The sequence below is a fragment of the Nonomuraea sp. CA-143628 genome (assembly GCF_050942315.1).
Lineage (GTDB): Bacteria > Actinomycetota > Actinomycetes > Streptosporangiales > Streptosporangiaceae > Nonomuraea.
The window spans coordinates 5,876,065-5,896,784 of the sequence record NZ_CP192072.1 but is presented as its reverse complement, the minus strand read 5'-3'; the positions used below and the strand labels follow the sequence as shown (position 1 = coordinate 5,896,784).

At 68.8% G+C, this 20,720-nt stretch carries 18 protein-coding genes; 9 read left to right on the top strand and 9 right to left on the bottom strand.

Features of this window, described 5'->3' with window-relative positions; genetic code table 11:
* Positions 1–154 precede the first annotated feature (154 nt).
* Entirely contained in the window at positions 155–1,279 is a 1,125-nt protein-coding gene (locus ACQP2T_RS26935) for a S8 family peptidase (RefSeq protein WP_433518820.1), read from the top strand.
* Here ACQP2T_RS26935 and ACQP2T_RS26930 read toward each other — a convergent pair.
* The 4 genes from ACQP2T_RS26930 to ACQP2T_RS26915 are packed head-to-tail and all read right to left on the bottom strand — an operon-like array spanning position 1,269 to position 5,942.
* On the bottom strand, positions 1,269–2,831 hold the full coding sequence (locus tag ACQP2T_RS26930) for a glycoside hydrolase family 43 protein (RefSeq protein ID WP_433519835.1): 1,563 nt from the start codon (positions 2,829–2,831) through the stop codon (positions 1,269–1,271). The two genes, ACQP2T_RS26935 and ACQP2T_RS26930, sit on opposite strands and share 11 nt — an antisense overlap.
* 33 nt (positions 2,832–2,864) lie before the next feature.
* The gene (locus ACQP2T_RS26925; protein ID WP_364005886.1) at positions 2,865–3,710 is read right to left on the bottom strand and encodes a carbohydrate ABC transporter permease; all 846 of its coding nucleotides are present in this window, start codon (positions 3,708–3,710) and stop codon (positions 2,865–2,867) included.
* Positions 3,707–4,660, bottom strand: a complete 954-nt coding sequence (locus tag ACQP2T_RS26920) for a carbohydrate ABC transporter permease (protein ID WP_433518819.1) — start codon at positions 4,658–4,660, stop codon at positions 3,707–3,709. Before ACQP2T_RS26920 ends, ACQP2T_RS26925 begins: the two co-directional genes overlap by 4 nt.
* 7 nt (positions 4,661–4,667) lie before the next feature.
* Entirely contained in the window at positions 4,668–5,942 is a 1,275-nt protein-coding gene (locus tag ACQP2T_RS26915) for an ABC transporter substrate-binding protein (RefSeq protein ID WP_433518818.1), read from the bottom strand.
* Positions 5,943–6,164: 222 nt separating this feature from the next.
* On the opposite strand from ACQP2T_RS26915, the gene ACQP2T_RS26910 reads away from it, so the two are divergent.
* Entirely contained in the window at positions 6,165–7,220 is a 1,056-nt protein-coding gene (locus ACQP2T_RS26910) for a LacI family DNA-binding transcriptional regulator (RefSeq protein WP_433518817.1), read from the top strand.
* Here the strand turns inward: ACQP2T_RS26910 and ACQP2T_RS26905 are convergent.
* From ACQP2T_RS26905 to ACQP2T_RS26895, 3 genes are all read right to left on the bottom strand, one after another.
* Complete coding sequence (locus tag ACQP2T_RS26905) at positions 7,208–8,122, bottom strand: HpcH/HpaI aldolase/citrate lyase family protein (protein WP_433518816.1); 915 nt, start codon at positions 8,120–8,122, stop codon at positions 7,208–7,210. The two genes, ACQP2T_RS26910 and ACQP2T_RS26905, sit on opposite strands and share 13 nt — an antisense overlap.
* Positions 8,112–9,347, bottom strand: coding sequence for a CaiB/BaiF CoA transferase family protein (locus ACQP2T_RS26900; RefSeq protein WP_433518815.1), 1,236 nt, complete (start codon positions 9,345–9,347; stop codon positions 8,112–8,114). The genes ACQP2T_RS26905 and ACQP2T_RS26900 overlap by 11 nt, the downstream gene beginning before the upstream one ends.
* 97 nt (positions 9,348–9,444) lie before the next feature.
* A complete protein-coding gene (locus ACQP2T_RS26895) occupies positions 9,445–10,362 on the bottom strand; it encodes a LysR substrate-binding domain-containing protein (RefSeq protein WP_433518814.1) in 918 nt (305 codons plus the stop codon).
* A 103-nt stretch (positions 10,363–10,465) separates the two neighbouring features.
* Between ACQP2T_RS26895 and ACQP2T_RS26890 the strand changes: the two genes are divergently transcribed.
* From ACQP2T_RS26890 to ACQP2T_RS26880, 3 genes are all read left to right on the top strand, one after another.
* Positions 10,466–11,788 (top strand): CitMHS family transporter, encoded by a 1,323-nt coding sequence (locus ACQP2T_RS26890; protein ID WP_433518813.1) that lies wholly within the window; start codon positions 10,466–10,468, stop codon positions 11,786–11,788.
* Positions 11,789–11,806: 18 nt separating this feature from the next.
* On the top strand, positions 11,807–13,336 hold the full coding sequence (locus ACQP2T_RS26885; RefSeq protein WP_433518812.1) for a CocE/NonD family hydrolase: 1,530 nt from the start codon (positions 11,807–11,809) through the stop codon (positions 13,334–13,336).
* Between the two features lie 104 nt (positions 13,337–13,440).
* Positions 13,441–14,955, top strand: coding sequence for a tannase/feruloyl esterase family alpha/beta hydrolase (locus ACQP2T_RS26880; protein ID WP_433518811.1), 1,515 nt, complete (start codon positions 13,441–13,443; stop codon positions 14,953–14,955).
* Positions 14,956–15,007: 52 nt separating this feature from the next.
* Here ACQP2T_RS26880 and ACQP2T_RS26875 read toward each other — a convergent pair whose 3' ends face one another.
* Together ACQP2T_RS26875 and ACQP2T_RS26870 are read right to left on the bottom strand one after the other, a co-directional pair.
* Entirely contained in the window at positions 15,008–16,279 is a 1,272-nt protein-coding gene (locus ACQP2T_RS26875; protein ID WP_433518810.1) for a cytochrome P450, read from the bottom strand.
* Between the two features lie 10 nt (positions 16,280–16,289).
* Positions 16,290–17,111 (bottom strand): TetR family transcriptional regulator, encoded by an 822-nt coding sequence (locus ACQP2T_RS26870; protein WP_433518809.1) that lies wholly within the window; start codon positions 17,109–17,111, stop codon positions 16,290–16,292.
* A 769-nt stretch (positions 17,112–17,880) separates the two neighbouring features.
* Here ACQP2T_RS26870 and ACQP2T_RS26865 point away from each other — a divergent pair.
* The 4 genes from ACQP2T_RS26865 (at position 17,881) to ACQP2T_RS26850 (ending at position 20,712) form a co-directional block, all read left to right on the top strand.
* Entirely contained in the window at positions 17,881–18,132 is a 252-nt protein-coding gene (locus ACQP2T_RS26865) for a hypothetical protein (protein WP_433518808.1), read from the top strand.
* Positions 18,133–18,265: 133 nt separating this feature from the next.
* On the top strand, positions 18,266–19,009 hold the full coding sequence (locus tag ACQP2T_RS26860) for a hypothetical protein (protein WP_433518807.1): 744 nt from the start codon (positions 18,266–18,268) through the stop codon (positions 19,007–19,009).
* Between the two features lie 82 nt (positions 19,010–19,091).
* Positions 19,092–19,592: a TniQ family protein gene (locus ACQP2T_RS26855; protein ID WP_433518806.1), complete on the top strand. Its 501-nt coding sequence runs from the start codon at positions 19,092–19,094 to the stop codon at positions 19,590–19,592.
* 547 nt (positions 19,593–20,139) lie between these two features.
* Positions 20,140–20,712: a hypothetical protein gene (locus ACQP2T_RS26850; protein ID WP_433518805.1), complete on the top strand. Its 573-nt coding sequence runs from the start codon at positions 20,140–20,142 to the stop codon at positions 20,710–20,712.
* Positions 20,713–20,720 lie beyond the last annotated feature (8 nt).

Genomic DNA, 20,720 nt, shown 5'->3' with positions numbered 1-20,720 from the left:
AAAAAGCCCCGCCGATAAATCACTTTTCACTCCGCGTACTCAAGCGAGCGAATCGCTATATGCACGACTGGAGAAATGGCACTAAGGAGATCATCGCCCATGCACTCGAAAGGGCACCTTGGTGAGAAAGTATCTAGCATCGGGCATATCAGGCATGCTGCTGGCCCTCGCGCCGGCGGTCGCCTTCCAGCCGGCGCGGGCCACCGACGGCGACGTCATCGGGGCCACTCACCCGTCGTCCGCCAACTACATCGTAACGCTGAAAGAAGGCGCCGAAATACCGGCGTATATCTCGCCAAATCATATCTATCACCACGCCGTCAACGGCTTCTCCGCAACGTTGACCCCGGAAGAGGTCGCCCTGCTCCGCGGCCACCCGGACGTCATAGCGATCGAGGCGGACAAACCCATCAAGCTGGACCCCGCGCCGAGCACCGAGGCCGAACTCCCTTGGTACCAGCAGTTCAGCCCGCCGTGGAATCTCGACCGCATCGACCAGCGATTTGGCTTGAATAATCGCTACATATTCCGATACACCGGCGCGTCGGTTCGCGCCTATGTGATCGACACCGGCATCCAGACCGACCAGGGCGAGTTCGGCGACCGCGCCATCAACGTGTTCGACGCTTTCGGTGGCGACGGTGTCGACTGCCAGGGCCACGGCACGCACGTGTCCGGCACGGTGGGCAGCGAGTCCTGGGGGGTGGCGAAGCTGGTGCGGCTGCGCGGGGTCAAGGTGTTCCCCGAGTGCAGCGGCGACACGTCCACCTCGGCGATCATCGCCGGCATCGACTGGGTGACGGCCCACGCCATCCACCCGGCGGTGGCCAACCTCTCGCTGGGCGGCCCCCAGTCCGTGGCGCTCAATACGGCGGTGACCAGCCTCGCCAACTCCGGCGTCTTCGTCTCGGTCGCCGCCGGCAACGAGAACGTCGACGCGTGCACCAGATCACCGGCCAGCGCCCCGAACACGCTGACCGTGGCCGCCTCGGACATCAGCGACACCAAGGCCTGGTTCAGCAACTTCGGACCCTGCGTCGATCTCTACGCACCAGGGGTGGGCATCCCATCCGTCCCGCTGGCCGGGATCTACCCGAGCGTGCTGAGCGGCACGTCGATGGCGGCCCCCACGGTGGCCGGGGTGGCCGCCCTCATCAAGGACCGGTACGGCGAGATGTCGTCCAGCGTGCTCAACGCCTTGATCATCCAGTGGGCCACCCAGTTCGCGATCAACGGCAACCCGCTCTCCACGCCGAACCGCCTGCTGTTCAAGCCTTGATCCGCCCCTGGTGATAGCCGGCCTGGTAGTCGAACCAGTCGAAGCTCGCGCTGCCGTCCGTGACGTACATGCCGATGACCCGCCCCGTGAAGCCGGTCGCCACCTCCGTGGACAGGTAGCGGCCGTCCAGCTCGGCCAGCGGAACACCGCCGGCGGAGAAGGCGATGGTGTCCGGGCCACGAGCACCGACGCCGACCGGCTCGCCGACGGACGCGGCCACCGAAGCGGACGCAGGCGCGGACGCGGATGCAGACGCGGGCGTGGTCACGGACGGCGGCAGGAGGTCGCGTGTACGGAAGTCGATGGCGAGGGTGACCGGCCCCGGAGGCACGGGCTGGTCCGCCACGCACTGACGCACCGGCCCGATCCGCGCGATCAGGCGCGCCCGCCCTTCGTGTACCTCCAGGTCGTAGTGGTGGGCCTCGTCCAAACGCACGGACAGCCCGGCCGTGGCCGATCCCGGCTCCAGGAGGGCGGCGACCCGGCAGTCGTGGTGCTGCTGGCGGCGGCCGACGAAGGTGCATCCCGGACGGTCCGTCGTGGCACCGGTGGCGTGCAGGGTGAGCCGGCCGGGGCGCTCGGCCAGCGACCAGGAGCCGTCCGGGCGACTACGCGGCGAGATCCAGTACGGCGCCAGCGCGTCGGCGTCGAAGTCGTCTCGCGACGCCGGTTCAGGCAGAGGATGCCAGGCGGCGGGCGCCGGATGGCGTTCGAGGACCGGGCCGACGACGGGCCAGCCGTCCGCCCATTCCACCGGCGTGAGGAACGTCTCCCGACCGAGGACCTGGAACTCCGGCGTGTAGCCGCGCGGGCGGGTGCCGAGCAGGACCATCCACCAGCTGCCGTCGGCCGCCTCCACCAGGTCGGCGTGGCCGGTGCTCTGGATCGGCCGGTCGGTGCCTCGGTGCGACAGGATCGGGTTGGCCGGGCCCGCCTCGAACGGGCCGCGCGGCGAACGAGCGCGGGCGATCGAGACGCTGTGGGCGCGCTCGGTGCCGCCCTCGGACATCAGCAGGTACCACCAGTCGCCCACCTGGTAGAGGTGCGGCCCTTCCGGATATTTCATGCCGACGCCTGACCAGGCGTGATAGGGGCCCTCCAGGACTTTGCCCGCCGCCGGATCGATGCGCGCGACCTGCGTACCAGAGAAGGCGCACCAGCAGGAGCCGTCCTCGTCCCAGGCCAGGTCGGGATCGATGCCCGGCAGGTCGATCCAGACGGGGTCCGACCACGGGCCTTCGGGGCGCTCGGCGGTGACGATGAAGTTGCCCCGGCCGCTCACGTTCGTCGTGATCAGGTAGAACCGGCCGTCGTGGTGGCGGATCGTCGGCGCGTAGATCCCGCCCGAGGCGGGCACGTCCGGGGGCAGCTCCAGCTGTGACGACCGGTCGAGCACGTTGCCCAGCTGCCGCCAGTGCACCAGGTCGCGGCTGTGGAAGATCGGGACGCCGGGGACGTACTCGAAGCTGGAGCAAACCAGGTAGTAGTCCTCGCCGACCCGGCACACGCTGGGATCCGGGTGGAACCCGCCGATCACCGGGTTGTCGTACATCCGCACGTTGAGCGGTTCCTTTCAGCGAGAGGGTCAGCCCTTGAAGGCGCCGTCCATGATTCCGGCCACCATGCGCCGGCCCACGAAGACGAACAGCACCAGCAGCGGGACGGTGGCCAGGAACGAGCCCGACATGGCGAGCCCGAGGTCGACGTCGAGGCTGTTCTGCAGGGCTTTGATGGCGATCTGCGCGGTGTACATCTCCGGCGACTTCAGCACGATGAACGGCCACAGGAAGTCGTTCCAGGCGGTGACGAACCCGAGCAGGCCGAGCACGAACGCGGCCGGCCGCACCAGCGGGAAGGCGATGCGCCAGAAGATCTGCCAGCTGGTCGCGCCGTCGATGCGGGCCGCCTGGAGGATCTCGTCGCTGATCGTGGTGGACAGGTGCTGGCGCATCCAGAAGATGCCGAACGCGCTGGCCAGGCCCGGCACGATGAGCGCCTGGAGGGTGTCCACCCAGCCCAGCGCAGAGATGATCATGTACTGCGGGATGACGGCGAGCTGGGTCGGCACCGTCATGGTGAGCACGACGATCAGGAACAGCGCGTTGCGGCCGGGGAAGCGCAGCTTGGCGAAGGCGAATCCGGCCAGTGAGCAGAGCAGGGCGTGCCCGACGCCGATCGTCCCGGCCACGATGAGGCTGTTGACGATCGACTGGACGAAGGGCACCGTCGTGAACACCAGGCCGGCCAGGTGGAAGAAGTTGCCACCGGGCGCGATCTCGGGCGGCAGCTGCGTGGCGGTCGCCGTGTCGGTCGTGGCCACCACGAACATCCAGTACAGCGGGAACAGGCAGCCGAAGACGGCCAGTCCCAGCAGGAGGTAGGTCCACCAGCGGACGCGCTCGCCCGAGCGCCGGATCGTCTTGGTCATCATCGCTCCGGCCGGATACGGGTGGACAGGACGTAGTTGAGCGTCGCGACGGCGACCACCAGCACGAACAGGGCCACGCCGATGGCCGCGCCGTACCCGAACTGGAACTGGCCGAAGCCCTGCTCGTACAGGAACAGCGTCAGCGTCTGGCACTGCCGGATCGGTCCGCAGGTGAGCGGCGCGCTGCGGGAGACCAGCAGCGGCTCGGTGAAGATCTGCAGCCCCCCGATCGTCGAGGTGACGATCGTGAACACGATGACCGGCCGCAGCGACGGGACCGAGATGTGGCGGAACTGCTTCCACCCGCCCGCGCCGTCCACGGCCGCCGCCTCGTAGATCGCGCGCGGGATGGCCTGCAGGGAGGCCAGGTAGAGCAGCGTGGTGTAGCCGAACCAGCGCCAGGTCACCATGACCGCGATCAGCACGTGGCTGCCCCACACCGACTGCTTGAAGTCGATCGGCTCGACGCCGGCGAAGCCCAGCAGCCAGTTCAGCAGGCCGTAGTCGCGGTCGAACATCTGGGCGAAGACGATCGTGGTGGCCGCCACCGAGGTGATGTACGGCACCAGCATCGACATCCGGAAGAACACCGCCAGCCGGAGCCGGGCGTGGTTGAGCAGGTGGGCCAGGCCCAGCGCCAGCACCAGTTGCGGCACGGTGGACAGCAGCCAGATGCTGATCGTGTTCCCGGCCGCGTTCCAGAACCGGGCGTCGTCGAACAGCCGGCTGAAGTTGCCGAAGCCGATGAAGACGTGCTCGCCGATGGGGTTCCAGTCGAACAGCGCCACATAGAAGGTGAACAGCAGCGGGAACAGCCCGAAGATCGCGAAGATCAGGAAGAACGGGGCGATGTAGGCATATGGGGCGATGCGCTCGCCGATGCCCTGCCGCACCCGGGTCGCGAGCGCGGGCGGCGCCTCGGCCGCCCGCGCCGTGCTGAGGCTTGTCGTCACGCTCGTCCTACTTGCCGATGGCCGTCTTGACGTTGGCCAGGGCCGTGTCCCACGCCTTGGCGGGGTCGCCCTTGCCCTGCTCGACGTTCGTGATCGCGTTCTGCAGCTCCTGACCGATGGCCGAGCTGTCCGGGCCGATGAGGAACGGCTTGAGGCCGAGCAGCGAGTCCGTGTAGATCGTCCCGATCGGCGCGCCGGAGAAGAACTCGTCCTTCAGCCCGGTGAGCTTGGGGTCCTTGTAGACCGACGGGGTGGTGGGCAGCGAGCCGGAGTCCACGAAGTGCCCCAGCTGGCCCTGCGGCGACTGGGTCGCGGTGATGTACGCCCAGGCCGCCTTGGGGTTCTTGGCGCCCTTGGGGATCGCCAGGTAGCTGCCGCCCCAGTTGCCCGCCCCGCCGGGGATCGTGGCGACGTCCCACTTGCCCTTGGTGTCCGGGGCGTTCCGCCGGATCGCGCCCAGCATCCACGACGGCGCGGAGATCACCGCGAACTGGTCCTTGCCCATGCCCGCGCTCCAGCCCTCGGAGAAGGAGCTCTGCTTGGCCGTGATCCCGGCCTGCGCGGTCTTGATCGCCAGGTCGAAGGCCGTCTTGACCTGCGGGCTGGTGCTGTAGACGACGTTGCCCGAGGGGTCGTAGTACTTCTGCGGCCCCTGGTTGACCGCCTGGTAGAACACGCTGGTGGCCGCGTTGTCCACGAACGCCTTGCCGGTCTTGGCGGTGTACTTCTTGCCGGTCTCGATGAAGGCGTCCCAGGTGGGCCAGAGCTTGCCCACCTCCTCGCGGTCGGTCGGCAGCCCGGCCTTCTTGAACAGGTCCGTCCGGTAGGCGACGGCCATGCCGCCCACGTCCGTCGGGATGCCGATGATCTCACCGCCCTTGGCGGTGCTCTGGCTCATCACCCAGTCGAGGTAGTCGCCCTTGATCTTGTCGGCGCCCATCGGCCGCAGGTCGTTGAAGTTCTGCGGCTGCTGGACGAACTTGGGCAGGTCGTCGCCCTGGATGAGGACGAGGTCGGGCACCTTGCCACCGGCCAGCGCCGTCGTCAGCGCCTGCGCCGTCTCCACGGAGCTGCCGACCTCGGTCAGCTTGATCTGCGTGCCGGGGTTCTTCTTCTGGTAGTCCTCGACGGCGGCCTTCTGGTTGATCCCGCTGAAGGACCAGAAGTCGAACGACTTGCCGCCGCTCTCGGTCGCCTGAGTGGAGGTTCCGCCGCCGCAGGCGGCCGTGGTCAGGGCGAGGGCCGCGGCGAGCGCGGCCGGGATTGCGTTGCGGAGCTTCACGGCGATCTCTTCCCCTGGGGGTCGGTGCTGAAGAGCTGGTACGGACTGACGGCGGCGCGCCCATGGGAGTGGAGTTCGTCGCTGCGCCTAAAATTTTCGTAACTAGGGCCGATCGTTAATCGGGGACTTTAGGCACTTCACGCGAAACCCGTCAATAATCTGGTCGCAAGATTGCCGAAACAGTCGGACAGAAGCCTGAAAGCGTGGCGTTAGACTGCGCCCATGACCGCGACCCAGGAGCCGCCCGCATCCGGCCCCGCAGCCGGCACCGCGCCCAGCCAGCCGCTGACCATCGCGCAGCTCGCCGAGCTGGCCGGAGTGTCCACGGCCACGGTCTCCAAAGTGGTGAACGGCCGTTCCGAGGTCGCGCCGGAGACCCGGGCCCTGGTCGAGAGGCTCATCCGCGAGCACGGCTACCGTCGGCAGAGGCGGCGCGACAGCCCCGCCGCCCTGGTGGAGCTGGTCTTCCACGCGCTGGAGGGCGACTACCCGATAGAGATCATCAAGGGCGTAGAGCGGGTCGCGCAGGAGCACGACCTGGCGCTGGTGCTCTCCCAGCTGCAGCACCACCACACACCGGGCCGGAGCTGGATCGAGGGCGTGCTGAGGCGCCGGCCCAGCGGCGTCATCGCGGTGTTCAGCAGCCTGACCGACGCGCAGTGCCACCAGCTGGCCAGCCGCGACATCCCGCTGGTCCTGCTGGATCCGAGCGGCGAGCCCGGCCACCAGGTGCCCTCGGTGGGCGCCGGCAACTGGACCGGCGGCCTGTCGGCGACCCGCCACCTGCTGCGGCTCGGCCACCGGCGGATCGGCATCATCACCGGCCCCGACTACGCGCTGTCCAGCCGGGCCCGCCTCGACGGCTACCGCGCGGCGCTGGACATGGCCGGCGTGCCCGTCGACCCGGACCTGATCTGCGCGGGAGACTTCCTGGTCGAAGGCGGCCTGGCCATGGCCCATCGGCTGCTGCGGCTGCCCGACCCGCCCACCGCGATCTTCGCCTGTAACGACGGGCAGGCCACGGGCGTCTACGGGGCGGCCTACGAGCGGGGGCTACGCATCCCCGACGACCTGAGCGTGATCGGCTTCGACGACCTCCCGCCGATGCGGTGGGCCATCCCGCCGCTGACCACGATCCGCCAGCCGCTCACCGAGATGGCCGCCGCGGCCACCAGGATGCTGGTGGCGCTCACGCACGGCGAGCCCGTGCCGCAGAACCGGATCGAGCTCGCCACCGAACTCGTGGTGCGAGGGAGCACTGCCCCCTACGGTCGCTGAGAAGTTCCGAAAGTTTCTGGATTCTTTCCGTATGTATCAATGGCAACTCGTGCCCGGGTGGCCATGGCCTCGTCCACCATCTCCCCCTCGAAGGTGATCGCCCCGGCGCCGTGCCCCTGCGCCTCCTCCATGGCGGCGATCATCCGCGCGTAGCGGGCGAGCTCCTCCGGGGTGGGTGAGAAGACCTCGTTGATCACGGGGACGTGGGAGGGGTGGATCGCCATCATGCCCTCGTACCCCAGGGAGCGGTTCTGCTCGGCGAACGCCCGCAGTCCGTCGAGGTCGGCGATGTTCGTCCAGAGGCCCGCGACCGGGCAGGGCGCGCCCGCCGCCCGCACGTCCAGCAGGACACGGGCGCGCAGCGCCAGTGTCTCGGTGCCCTCAGGGCTCCAGCGGTAGCCGACCGCCCGCTCGACGTCGCCCCCCTTGCCGGTGACCGCGCCCAGGTAGGCGACGCGGGGCGCGGCCCGGCCGATGTCGTACGCCGCACGCAGCGCGGCGGCGCTCTCCAGCAGCGGCACAAGGGTGATGTGGCCCTCGGGCAGGCCGTGTTCGCGCTCGCACCAGCTCAGCAGCCGGTCGGCCAGGCGTACGTCCCCTTCACCCGCGACCTTGGGCAGGACCACCCCGGCCAGACGGGCGTGCGTGATGGCGCGCAGGTCCTCGGCGGACGCCCAGCCGTCGAGGGGATTGATCCGGACGAACAGCGCCATGTCGCCCGTCGCGCGGGCGACGGCCTCGGCCACGCGCGCGCGAGCGGCGCCCTTGCCGGCCTGCGGGACGGCGTCCTCCAGGTCGAGGATGGCCGCGTCGGCTCCGGCGGCCGCCGCCTTGGCCAGCCATTCGGTACGGGTGCCGGGGACGAAGAGCAGGGAGCGCAGCGGCGGCCGGTCAGATGACACCGCGCTTCTCCAGATCCGCGAGCTGGTCGGCGCCGAGCCCGAGCCACTGCCGGTAGACGAGGGCGTTGTCCTGCCCGAGCGCGGGTCCGGTTCGCCAGACGTGCCCGGGTCGCTGGTGGAAGTGCGGGAGGGCGGCCTGCATGCGGACCGGCCCGAGGTCGGGGTCGTCGACGGTGATGATGTCGCCGCGTTCGGCGTACACGGGATCACCGGCGATGTCCTCGGCGGTGAAGACGCGGGAGGCGACCACCTCGGCATCCGCGAACGCCTCCAGGCACTCGGCGGTCCCCCGCGCGGCCACCCATTCGCGCAGTCCCTGGTCCAGCCGTTCCCGGCCGGCGAGTTGCCGCTGCGTCGTGTCGTACTCCTCCTCGGGCAGGCCCAGGAGACGGACGACGTTCAGGACCGAGCGGAGGGTCGCGGAGGTCACGGTGATCCACTCGCCGTCGCCGGACAGGTAGGTGTTGATGACCGCGGCCGGTGCGACGGCCAGCTGGTTGCCGGACCTGCCGGGCACGACGCCGAGCTGGTCATGCGTGATGACCTGCCATTCGACCAGCCGGAACAGCGGCTCGAACAGGGCCAGGTCGATCCACTCGCCGTCGAAGGCGGGGTCGTTGGCCCGCCGATGCAGGGCGGCGAGCACGGCGTACGCGCCCATCAGCCCGGTCACGGCGTCGCCGTGGGAGAACCCGGTGTGCACGGGCGGCCCGTCGGGGAAGCCGGTCAGGTGCACCACACCGCTCCTGGCCTCGCCGACCTTGCCGAAGCCCGGCGCGTCGGCCCGCGAGGACGTCGCGCCGAACCCGGAGATCTGCAGCAGGACGGCCTTGGGGTTGATCCGGTGCACGGCCTCCCAGTCCAGCTCCCAGGCCCGCAGCCGGCCGGGGCGCAGCGTGACGATCACGACGTCGGCCCAGGCCACGAGCCGGTGCGCCACCTGCCGGCCGTCGGGGTCGTGCAGGTCCAGGGTCACCGAGCGCTTGTTCCGGCCCGCGACCTTGAACCACAGCGGTACGCCGTCGCGCGTGGGGCCCATGGCGCGGGCGGCGTCACCGACGCCTGGGGGTTCGACGTGGATCACGTCGGCGCCCTGGTCGGCGAGCATGGACCCGGCCAGCGGCCCGGCGACCACATGGGCGAACTCCACCACTTTCAGACCACGCAACTGCCCCTGGCCGTGCTGCTGTTCGGTCGCCTGTTCCGTCGCCTCTTCGGTCGCCACGCATGAGCTCCTTCGCACTGTCCGGTGCTGTCATCCTGCCCAAGGCGAGAAATGCGGGTCCAGCACAAGAAGTCGATAAATTCATGCTATTTACGCATTAACCCATCCAGGAGACTCCCGGCGGCAGCTCCGTACGGAACTCTTCGAGCACGTCCAGGAACGCGGCCGCCGCGAGCGGCAAGGTTCGCCGCGCCCGGACCACGACGTCCAGGCGCCGCTCCACCACGGGCCCGGTCAAGCGGCGGTGCACGATGTGCCCCGGACCCAGGAGGGGCAGGACCAGGGCGGGCATCGCCGACACGCCGAGACCGGCGGCGACCAGGCCGCCCACCGTCGCCACGTTGCTCGCCTCCGCCGCGGGCGTCACGGCGGCGCCCGCCTGGGCGAACGCCGCGTCGGTGAGCCTGCGGACGCTGGACTGCGGCCCGACGGCCAGGAACGGCTCGGCGGCCAGCTCCTCCCAGGTGACCTCGTCACCCTCGGCGAGCGGGTGCCCCTCGGGCAGTACGGCGTGGAACTGGTCGCGGATCAGCGGACGGTGGTCGAGCCGATCCGGCGACGCGCCCACCGTGGTGATCGCGAAGTCGGCGTCACCCGACAGCACCCTGCCGAGCACCGCCCCTTCGAGCCCGTCCATGATGCGCACCGCCACCTGCGGCCGCTGCCGCCGGAAGGCGGAGATCATGCGTGGCAGCAGCACCGCCGCGACCGAGGGCAGCGTGGCCACGGCCACCACGCCCGACTCGCCGAGCAGGTAGCGTCGCAGCTCCTTCATCCCCGACTCGTGGGCGCCGACGATCTGCTCGGCCACCCGCAGGGTCTCCAGGCCCGCCGCGGTGAGCTGGACGTTGCGGGTGTCGCGTTCCAGCAGGCGGGCGTCGAGCACCCGCTCCAGGTCGGCGACCGCGCGGCTCAACGTCGACTGCGAGACGTGCAGGTGCGCCGCCGCGGCGGTGAAGCTCGCCGCCCTGGCCACGGCGACATAGGCGGCGAGTTGCCGGAGAGTAGCGTCCATGAGGCCAACCTATGCACATACCGCATGGATAAATCCACTTTTGATGGTGGACGTGAAAGGTCAGCGCTCGGAAACTTCTCCGTAACCCTCCGAAAGGACCTCGATGATCGCGCTCCTCGGCTTTCTCACCATCGGCCTGTTCCTGGTGCTCACCATGACCAGGCGCGTGTCGGTCCTCACCGCGTTGGTGCTGGTCCCGGTGTTGACGGCGCTCGCCGGCGGTTTCGGCGCCGAGATGGGCCCGATGATCCTCGCCGGGCTGGGCAAGGTGGCGCCCACCGGCATCATGATCGCTTTCGCGGTCCTGTACTTCAGCCTGATGATCGACACAGGGCTGTTCGACCCGCTGATCCGTGGCATCCTGCGCCTGGCCAAGGACGACCCGCTGCGGATCGCCGTCGGCACGGCCGTGATCACGATGTGCGTCGCCCTGGACGGCGACGGCGCCTCGACCTTCCTCATCACCGTCTCGGCCCTGCTGCCCGTCTACAAGCGGCTGCGGATGAGCCCGCTGGTGCTCACCGGCGTCGTCTGCCTGGGCGCCGGTGTGATGAACATGATTCCCTGGGGCGGCCCCACCGCGCGGGCGATGGCGGTGCTGAAGCTGGACAGCTCGCAGGTGTTCACCCCGGTGCTGCCCGCGATGGTCATCGGCATCGTCTGGGTGCTGGTGGCGTCGTACCTGATCGGCCTGCGCGAACGCCGTCGTCTCGGCACGGTGTCCCTGCCCGAGCCCGCGCCGGAACCCACGCCCGAGTTCGTCGCCGGAGACGGGCCGGGGACGCCCCTCGCCCCGTCGCGCACGCACCCGGCCCTGACCATCTTCAATCTGGCGCTGACCGTCGCGCTGCTCGTCGGGCTGATCCTGCAGGTCATGCCGCTTCCGGTGCTGTTCGTGGTCGGGTTCGCCATCGCCGCGCTGGTCAACCACCCCTCCTGGGAGAAGCAGCAGGAACTGCTCGACAGGCACGCCAAGAGCGTCGTCCTGGTCACCACGATGATCTTCGCCGCGGGGGTCTTCACCGGAATCCTCACCGGAACCAAGATGATCAACGAGATGGCGACCGCGTTCGTCAACATCATCCCCGACTCCTTCGGCGGCCACCTGCCGGTGCTGGTCGCGATCACCGGCATGCCGCTCAGCCTGGTCTTCACCCCCGACGCTTACTACTTCGGCGTACTGCCCGTGCTCGCCCAGACCGCCGGCGGCTTCGGCATCGAGTCCGCCGAGGTCGCCAGGGCCGCCATCCTCGGCCAGATGACCACCGGCTTCCCCCTCAGCCCGCTCACCGCCGCGACGTTCATCCTCGTCGGCATGAGCGGCGTACAACTCGGCCAGCACCAGCGCTTCATCTTCGGCTGGGCGTTCGCCACCACCCTGGTCATGACCGTGGCCGCGCTCCTGACCGGCGCCATCTCCCTCTGACCGCGCGAGGAACCCCCCATGAAGTACGGCAGGATCGCCGCAGCCCTGTCCACCCTGTCCGCCCTCTTGGCAGCACCCACCCCCGCGCACGCCGACACGGTGCTGCCCCCGGATCGCTTCTTCTCCTACGATCGGGCCGCCGCGTACGGCGTGCACACCGAGCGGGTCTCGGTGCCTCTGCGCGACGGCAGCCACCTGGCCTGCGACCTGCACCGCCCCGCCGGCGCCGACGGCAAGCCCACCGACGGCCGCTTCCCCGGCATCGTCTACGACTACAACTCCTATGACCAACTGCAGCCACAGGGTCAGGCGGCGGCCTTCTTCGTCACCCGTGGCTACACGGCCGCCGTGTGCAACGCCCGCGGCACGGGCGCCTCCCCCGGGCGCCTCGACCCGTTCAGCGCGCAGGAACAACGCGACAACTACGACCTCATCGAGTGGCTGGCGGCCCAGCCCTGGTCCACCGGCAAGGTCGGGCAGACCGGCGTCAGCTACGGCGGCCACTCCTCCCTCCTGGTCGCGGTGAACAAGCCGCCCCATCTGGCCGCGATCATCCCCGTCGACGGAATCAGCGACTGGTACGAGAACACCATCTACCGGGGCGGCATCTACTCGGCCAGGATCCGGGACTGGCAGCGCGCCGTCGCGCCCGACACCCTGGTGACCTACGCCGAGCACCCGCTCTATGACGACTACTGGCGAGAGCGCAGCGTCAAGGCCCGCTGGAAGAACCTGGACGTCCCGGTCCTGGAGATCGCCGGCTGGTACGACAGATACCGGGCCGCCATGGTGGCGAACTTCCAGGCCCGCCCGAAGAACGTCTGGCTGGTCGCCGGCCCCTGGCAGCACGGCTGGCCGTCGGGCCAGCAGGCCGACATCGGCAACGGCGCCTACCTCGCCTGGTGGGACCACTGGCTGGCCGGCCGCGCCGACGCTCCGCTGCCCGCCGCCAAGGTGACCTCCTATCAGGTGCCGGGCACCGGCTGGCAGCAGTTCGCCACCTGGCCCCCTCCCGGCACCCGGCAGACCCGGCTCGGCCTGGGCGCCGACGGCACACTCACGACCGGATCGACCAAACCGTCCACTCTCGCCTTCACCGTCAACACCGAGACGACCCCCGCGACCCCGGACGAGCGACTCACCTTCCAGACACGGCCCTATCAGCGCGACACCGTCCTGGCCGGCGACGTAGCCGCGAAGGTGCGCGCCGCCTTCAGCGCCACCGACGGCAATATCGCGGTCGTGGTCGAGGACGTCGCCCCCGACGGTACGGCCGTCCGCATCACCCAGGGCTGGCTGAAGGCGAGCCACCGGTTCGGACACGAGCGGGCCGTCCCCGTCCGGCCGGGCAAGGCGTATGACCTGGAGATCCGCACCTGGCCGACCCACTATCGGCTGAGCGCCGGCCACAGCCTCCGCGTGACCGTGTCCAGCGACGACTATCCCGAGATCGACTCCGACGCTCCGGCGGGCCGGGTCCACCTGCGTGTGGGATCCGGCGGCACCGAGATCCGGCTCGGCACGCTCCTGGGGAAGGACGGCCAATGATCCGGCTCAGGACAGAGGACGTACGCTTGACCCGCCTCAGGACGCCCGCCGGGAAGATGCCCCGCCTCGGGAGGCTCTTGGCCGCGATCGCGACCGTACTGTCGATGGCGATCCCCCTGAACGCGCAGCCGTCCGCCGCTGCGGTGGCGGAAAGCGGCACGTGCGAGGGCCTGACCGCCATGACGCTCCCCCACACGACCGTCACCCTCGCCGAATCGATCCCGGCGGGCAGGCACACCGCTCCCGACGGCCGGGTCCTGCCGTCCGTACCCGCCTTCTGCCGTGTCCACGGCGTCGCCAAGCCCGTGCCGAACTCCAGCATCGGCTTCGAGGTGTGGATCCCCCAGCAGGGATGGAACCAGCGCCTGCTGATGTTCGGCAACGGCGGATACAGCTCGGCCATCGACTTCCCGTCCATGGGCGGGCCCGCGCTGGCGGCCGGGTACGCCACCGTCGGCACCGACACCGGGCACACCGGTGACGACCCTGACGTGTTCGTCCAGGGCGCCGCCAATCCGGAGATCATCGTCGACTGGGGCCACCGCGCGGTCCACGAGACGATCGTCAACGCCAAACCGATCGTCGAGGCGTACACCGGCGCCAAGCCGCGCTACTCCTACTTCATCGGCTGCTCCACCGGCGGCCACCAGGCGCTGATGGAGGCCCAGCGCTACCCGGACGACTTCGACGGCATCGTGGCCGGCGCCCCGGGCAACAACCGCGTCGCGCTCAACGCCGGCTTCCTCTGGCAGTTCCTCCGCAATCACACCCCCGAAGGCGCCCCTGACCCGATCGTCCCGGCGGCCAAGCTGCCGCTGCTGACGAACGCGGCCGTCAAGCGGTGCCGGGGCAAAGACGGCGGTCTGGCGACCGACGACTTCCTCACCGATCCGCGGCGCTGCTCCTTCGATCCCGCCTCGCTCCGCTGTCCCGCCGGTGACGCTCCCACCTGTCTGACGCAGCGCCAGGTGCGGGCGTTGCGGGAGATGTACGCGGGCGCCCGCGACCCGCGTACCGGCGAGCAGATCTACCCCGGCTGGCCGGTGGGCAGCGAAGCACCCGTGGTGGACGCGTCGGGCACCGTGCGGGTGGGCTGGAGCTCGTACTGGGGCGCCACCGAGCCGGCGCGGGCGAACTTCTGGCGCTACTGGGTCTTCAACGATCCGAACTGGAACTGGTGGACCTTCGACTTCCACCGTGACCTGCGCCTGGCCGAGAAGAAGCTCGGCCCGATCATCAACGCCACCGACCCGGACCTGAGGCCGTTCCGGCGGAGCGGCGGCAAGCTCATCATGTACACGGGCTGGGCCGATCCGGTCGTCTCCGCCCGCGACACCATCGACTACTACGGTCAGGTGGTCCGCGCCACCTCCGGTGAGCGTCAGCCGGGCAGCGCGGCGGTCGCGCGGACGCGGGAGTTCGCCCGGCTGTTCATGGTCCCCGGCATGGCCCACTGCGGCGGCGGCCCCGGCCCGAACGTCTTCGACACGCTGACCCCGATCGTGAGCTGGGTCGAGCGCGGAGCGGCGCCCGCCGAGATCGTCGCGACGAAGTACGTACACGACAACCCGGCGGACGGCGTCGCGATGACGCGTCCCCTTACGCCCTTCACGTGTTAGCCGTACCGGACGGAGGCCGACTGACGCGCATTGGCCAGCCGATGCGCGTCGGTCAGCTGACGCGAATCGGGAGGGTGCGCGGCCCGCGGACCTGACCGGCGGCCCAGGTCACGGCGTCCGGGTCGGCCAGGCTGAAGTCCCGGAACCGCTCCAGCCACACCTCGAGCGCGACCCGCAGCTCCATGCGCGCCAGGTGCGAGCCCACACAGCGGTGAATGCCCAGGCCGAACGCGACGTGCCGGTTGACCTCACGGTCGATGACGACCTCGTCGGCCCGGTCGAACTGCGCCGGATCGCGGTTGGCCGCCGGGAACGACAGCAGGATCCAGTCGTCGGCCTTCATGTCGCCGCCGCGCCAGTGCATGTCCTGCTTGACCAGCCGGGCCATCGTGACCGGCGCGTACGCCCGCAGGAACTCCTCCATCGCGGTCGGCAGTAACGCCGGCTCGGCGACCAGCCGCTCGCGGTCGGCGGGCGTCTTCGCCAGGTGCCACAGCGACGCGCCGATCGCGCTCCAGGTCGTGTCGATGCCGGCGATGAGCAGCAGCGCCATCGTGCCCGCCACATGGGACGGGTCGAGCTTGTTGCCGTCGAGCTCGGCGTCGATCAGGTAGCTGGTGAGGTCGTCGCGCGGGTGCTCGACATGCTCACGGATCTGCACGAGCAGGTAGTCGAACAGCTGCTGCGAACGGGCGAAACGTTCCTCCGGCGGCAGGTTGATGCCTTCGAGCGCGTTCTCGACGAACACCCGGAACTGCGCCCCGTCCTCGGGCGGGAAGCCGAGCATCTCGGCGATGACCCGGATCGGGATGTGCTGGGCGTAGTCGGCGGCGGCGTCGACGACGTCCTGCCCCTCCATCGCGTCGATGAGCGCGTGGCAGTACGCCCTGGTCCCCGCCTCCCGCTTGGCCACCGCGGACTTGGTGAACGCCGGCAGCAGCAACTTGCGCGCGTGGTGGTGGAAGGGCGGGTCGGAGGAGATCGGCGGCGCGGTGCCCACGGGGGCCAGCTCGACGGGCGGCCGGAAGTTGCTCATGATGATCGCCCGCGACGAGAAGTGCTCGGTGTCGTAGGCGATGGCCGCGACGTCCTCGTAGCGGGTCGGCAGCCACCCGCCGCCGAACCGCTCGGTGTGCGCGATCGGGCAGCGCTGCCGCAGCTCGTCCTGGATGGGGTACGGGTCGGCCGCCCACTCCGGCTCGGCATGGGAGAAATCGGTCGCCCAGTCCGAGACGGGCCCGGTGATGACCTCGTTACGAGACCCCAGGGGCGGCTCTTCCAGAGTCCCCCGGTAATCCTCGTTGAAGCGGTCGTCCACGGTCATATCCATCCTCCTAGAGGATCTCGATCGCTCGTTCGGGACAGTTGGACACCGCCAGGCGCGCCGCGCGCTCCTTGTCCGGCGGCACGATCCCCTCGCCGATCACCTGCCCGTAGCCCTCGTCGTCCTCGCCGAACAGGTCGGGGGCGAGGTCGTAGCAGCGACCATGCCCCTGACAGCGCTCGGAGTCGATCCGCACTTTCACTGGGGTGCTCCTCTCTGAGCCGTGGTCTCGATGGTGTGTGGTGTCGGCGGGGGCCAGGGCGGCGACGACGCGGGTGAGCAACGCGGTCCATTCCTCGTCGTCCACCGCGTGCAGGTCCGGGGTGATGAGCGCGCTGCCCATCGCGAGCAGGAGGCAGAAGTGGGCGAGCGCGTTCCCCGACAGCGCGGGGTCGAGCTCGCCATCACTCTCGGCGATGCCGGCGAGCCCGGCCAGCCAGTCGGCGCGTTCGCCGATGTAGTCGCGCATCGGCTGCGCGACCTCCTCATCACGACGGGCCGCGACCAGCGCCTCGACGATGAGATAGCCGCCGGCATCACGCTTGTACGGCAGCCGCCGGCCGACCACGACGAGCAGCTCCGCGATCGACCGGTTCGGATCGGCGGCCAGCAGATCGGCCAGCAAGCGCGGCCCGTGCGCGCGCAGCGCGGCCACGAGCAACTGGGCCTTGGACCCGAAGTGCGCGTACAACGCGCCGTTGCTCACTCCGGCGGCCGTGGCGATGTCCGCCACGCGCGTGCCTTCGTACCCACGCTCGGCGAACACCTCGGCGGCCGCTCGCAGCAAGCGTTCACGCGTCTCGGCGGCGGTGACGCCCGCGATACGCCCCATGATCAAATTAAAAGACTGTTCATTTGATTCGTCAAGGGCGGCTTCATTTCTGCGTGGTTTGTCTGAGGCGCTTGCAGATGTCAGTACGGCACCAGGGATGTCAGTAGATCTGGCAGTAGGCCATTGGAGATGTCAGTAGGCACGTGTATCGCAGGAGGTTCGGCCCGGGAGATGATGACGCTCTGGCCCCGGCGGCTGGCGTTGGTCGTGGCACCGGCGTACGGCGAGTCCTTCGCGTCGTGGGTCGATCGGATGGCCCTGCGGAACGGATCCCCGCCCTGGACGATCGCCGAGGCGTTAGGGCTGGATGTGCGCGCGTCGAGTGACGTTCGTTCACTGGCGTACGGCGTCGTCACGACGCCGGAGGCTACAGGCCTGAGCTCCGAGATTGTCCGTGGGATGCACCTGGAGATGTTCGACGGCTCGGTCTTGGATCTGGCAGGTGTCCGCGTGGGCGACAAGGAGTCAGTCCGCCGGGCAGAGGGCCGTGAGTGGGCGGTTCTTCGGCAGCCGGGTATGCCCCATGTGCCTGGCGGCTTCGGGCGGAGTGTGGCTGGGCTGGTGGAAGCTGGGCTGGGCCGCGGTTTGTCCCGAGCATCGGACGCTGCTGGTGGATCTCTGCCCGAGATGCCGCGTTTCCGTGCGACGGGGCCCGGCCGGCCAGCCTGCACGTCTGTCTCGCTCGCGGATGCCGGCTCCGTTGCGGTGCGCGGCGCTCCTCGGCGGGGCTGTATGCGACCAGCCGATCCCGCAGATCAGCACGAGCGCGGTGAGTAACAAGCTTGCTGATCAGCAACAACTCGTGCTTGAGGTGGCGACGCGCCGCCGGCCCGCGCTGATCGCCGGTCAGGTGGTGAGTGCCGGTCAGTGGTTCGCGGCCTTGAAAGCGACGGTGATGCTCGTCAGGCTGGGGATGCCGGAGGTTCTCGCCCTGTTGAACGTGCCTCCGGATAGTCAGGGTGCGCTGGTCACAGAGGCAGCCAGGCGTCGACGTTCTCGAGCGCTGGGCTGCGACCGGTGACCGGGTGGGACATCACGACACGGCCGCTCAAGAACGCGAACTCCGAGAGCTGATCTTCTCGCGGCTTCGAGCGCACGGCGTTCAGACACGCTGAGGTCGCCGCAGCATGCTCACCAACAGGAGGAACCAAGGGATGAAGCAGGTGCCGCACCCCGACCGAGTGGTATTCGTTGACTGGCATGGCGTGCTCTCCTGCGATCCCTTCTGGGCATCCATCCGAGACAATCCCCGGCATCCGCTTCACTCACAACTGGCGGAAAGCCTTGCCCCGATCTTCACCGGCGATGGGGCCCACGCCTGGATGAAGGGCCAGCTGTCCTCCACTCAGGTGATCGCAGGCATGGGCATCAAGCTGGACCGCCGGTTCCGCGACGACTTCCTCCGGCGCCGGCTACTGGCCGACTGCGCCCGGATGCGGGTCAACGTTCCGTTGTTCGAGATGCTCCGCGAGCTCAAGACGAGTGCCTCGATCGTCGTGTCCACCGACAACGCGGACTGCTTCGCCGACACGTTCAGGCGGGTACGCAAGACCCAGCGCCCGGCAGGCCACCGTCCGGCGGCAACGTTGGCCGATTGGGCCTTCGTCTGCGACGACATGATCTGTTCCAGCGACGTTGCAGTACTCAAGAGCGAAGGTCCCGTCGGATTCTTCGGGCCTTGGCTGAGCCGACACGGCATGTCCTTCCAAGACGCGCTGCTCATTGATGACCGAGAGGACAACTGCGCTGCCTTCCGACAGCAGGGAGGAACCGCACTGCACTGGAGGATGGGCGCCGACGACATCACCGAGGCCGCAACCGCGCTCATCCGATGGCTCGACGGGTCTGCCGCATCCGAACTTTCCTACGCTCCCGCTCGCGGTGAGGAGATCAGATAGAGACACCCGTCTGGAGGCTGCGCCGGCAACTTTCGGCCAGATACTTCGCAGCCTGGAGCTATAGCCCTCAACCCACGCACGCATGATCTTCGGCTGGGTACTGTCAACTTCGATGACGCGAATGCCGGTATTTCGACACCCCGTCGAAATGACACTGCCCAGGTCAGCCACAGGCCCCACTGTCATGTTCAGTGGCTCCAGACACGGCGAGTCGTTCGCGTCGTGGGTTGATCGGATGGCCCCGCGGAACGGATGTCCGCCGTGGGCGATGGTTGATGCGTCAGGACTCGATGTACGTGCGTCAGGTGATGTCCATTCACTGGCGTACGGCATCGTTGCGACGCCGGAGACGTACAGAGCGATCGAGGCTGCTACAGGCATGAGCTCCGAGATCATCCGTGTGATGCACCTGGAGGTGTTCGACGGCTCGGTCCTGGATCTGGCAGGCGTTCGCGTAGGCGAAAAGGAGTCAGTCCGCCAGGTTGAGGGTCGTGAGTGGGTGCAGTTCTTCGGCAGCCGGGTATGTCCGACGTGCCTGGCGGCTTCGGGCGGAGCGTGGTTGGTCTGGTGGAAGCTGGGTTGAGCTGCGGTTTGTCCCGCGCATCGGATGCTGCTGGTGGATCACTGCCCGAGATGCCGCGTTGCCGTACGACGAGGCCCGGCCGGCCTGCGTGTCCGTCTCGCTCCCGGATGCCGAGCACGCAGACGCGCCTTGTGGGGTGCCATGCACGCTTCTGCTCCGAGATCGGAATGGGAAGTTCCCGGCTCTCATGAACGAGATCCTCGCCGAGGCAGGCATCCAGACGGTGCTCACCGGCATTCGGATGCCGCGGATGAATTCCATCATGGAGTGATGGGTGCAGTCCTGCCACCACGAGCTCCTTGACCACTGCCTCGTCTGGAACAAACGCCCGATCTAGGAGAACAGGGCTATCAGGAGCTGGCTGACCAATCCCAGAGCTGACATGAGGAGAACAGTCAGATAACAAGGTTGACTTCCATGAATAGCGTTGTCACCAAGGACAGCGTTCGCGAAAAGCCCGCCGAACTCAATTCGATGCGGAATCGTGATTCGGGCCACGTATCCGCCGCCGCCACCGAAGCGTCCTATTTGGCAGTACCCGCCTCGCATGGACACCGTCGACCGCAAGGGGCTGCAGTTGACTGAGACGTCTCTCACCAACAGAAGCCCTAGCCTGTTGTTCGAATCCTCGGGCGCCAGGGCCTTACTCGTTGGCAGCGGCACACACCGCGCAGATGCACTGATCTCTTCGGTTCCCACCGCAGTTCCCACGGTGACGCGGCTCGGCACATGCCTGACTGAGCACACGGGCCTCACCAAAGATCGGTTGCGGTTACTCATCGACCCCAAAGACCCCAGCCAGCTAATCACCGCTGTGAACCACATGTCGTCAGAGGCATCCACAGTGATGCTGTTCTGCTACGTCGGCCACGGCCTCATCGGCCCAGACCGACGGCTTTACCTAGCGACACAGGCCACCACAGATCTGAGCAAGGGCGCGCCTGAATACCAGGCGCTTCCCTTCTCAGCGATTCAGCACGCGCTCACGCAGTCCAACGCCGAACTCGTCGTGGTCATGCTCGATTGCTGCTTCGCGGGCCGCGCCAACCCCCTCGGTTCTCCACCCCGTGCGGAACTCCTGGACACGCCGTGGCCGGGGGCGTATCTACTGAGGTTCTGAGCCACTTC

Excerpts from the sequence above, each read along its gene's own strand:
- ACQP2T_RS26935 (WP_433518820.1), top strand. The coding sequence starts at position 155 with ATGCTGCTGGCCCTCGCGCCGGCGGTCGCCTTCCAGCCGGCGCGGGCC.
- ACQP2T_RS26930 (WP_433519835.1), bottom strand. The coding sequence starts at position 2,831 with ATGTACGACAACCCGGTGATCGGCGGGTTCCACCCGGATCCCAGCGTG.
- ACQP2T_RS26925 (WP_364005886.1), bottom strand. The coding sequence starts at position 3,710 with ATGATGACCAAGACGATCCGGCGCTCGGGCGAGCGCGTCCGCTGGTGG.
- ACQP2T_RS26910 (WP_433518817.1), top strand. The coding sequence starts at position 6,165 with ATGACCGCGACCCAGGAGCCGCCCGCATCCGGCCCCGCAGCCGGCACC.
- ACQP2T_RS26895 (WP_433518814.1), bottom strand. The coding sequence starts at position 10,362 with ATGGACGCTACTCTCCGGCAACTCGCCGCCTATGTCGCCGTGGCCAGG.
- ACQP2T_RS26890 (WP_433518813.1), top strand. The coding sequence starts at position 10,466 with ATGATCGCGCTCCTCGGCTTTCTCACCATCGGCCTGTTCCTGGTGCTC.
- ACQP2T_RS26885 (WP_433518812.1), top strand. The coding sequence starts at position 11,807 with ATGAAGTACGGCAGGATCGCCGCAGCCCTGTCCACCCTGTCCGCCCTC.
- ACQP2T_RS26880 (WP_433518811.1), top strand. The coding sequence starts at position 13,441 with ATGGCGATCCCCCTGAACGCGCAGCCGTCCGCCGCTGCGGTGGCGGAA.
- ACQP2T_RS26875 (WP_433518810.1), bottom strand. The coding sequence starts at position 16,279 with ATGACCGTGGACGACCGCTTCAACGAGGATTACCGGGGGACTCTGGAA.
- ACQP2T_RS26870 (WP_433518809.1), bottom strand. The coding sequence starts at position 17,111 with ATGGGGCGTATCGCGGGCGTCACCGCCGCCGAGACGCGTGAACGCTTG.
- ACQP2T_RS26860 (WP_433518807.1), top strand. The coding sequence starts at position 18,266 with ATGAAGCAGGTGCCGCACCCCGACCGAGTGGTATTCGTTGACTGGCAT.
- ACQP2T_RS26855 (WP_433518806.1), top strand. The coding sequence starts at position 19,092 with ATGATCTTCGGCTGGGTACTGTCAACTTCGATGACGCGAATGCCGGTA.
- ACQP2T_RS26850 (WP_433518805.1), top strand. The coding sequence starts at position 20,140 with ATGGACACCGTCGACCGCAAGGGGCTGCAGTTGACTGAGACGTCTCTC.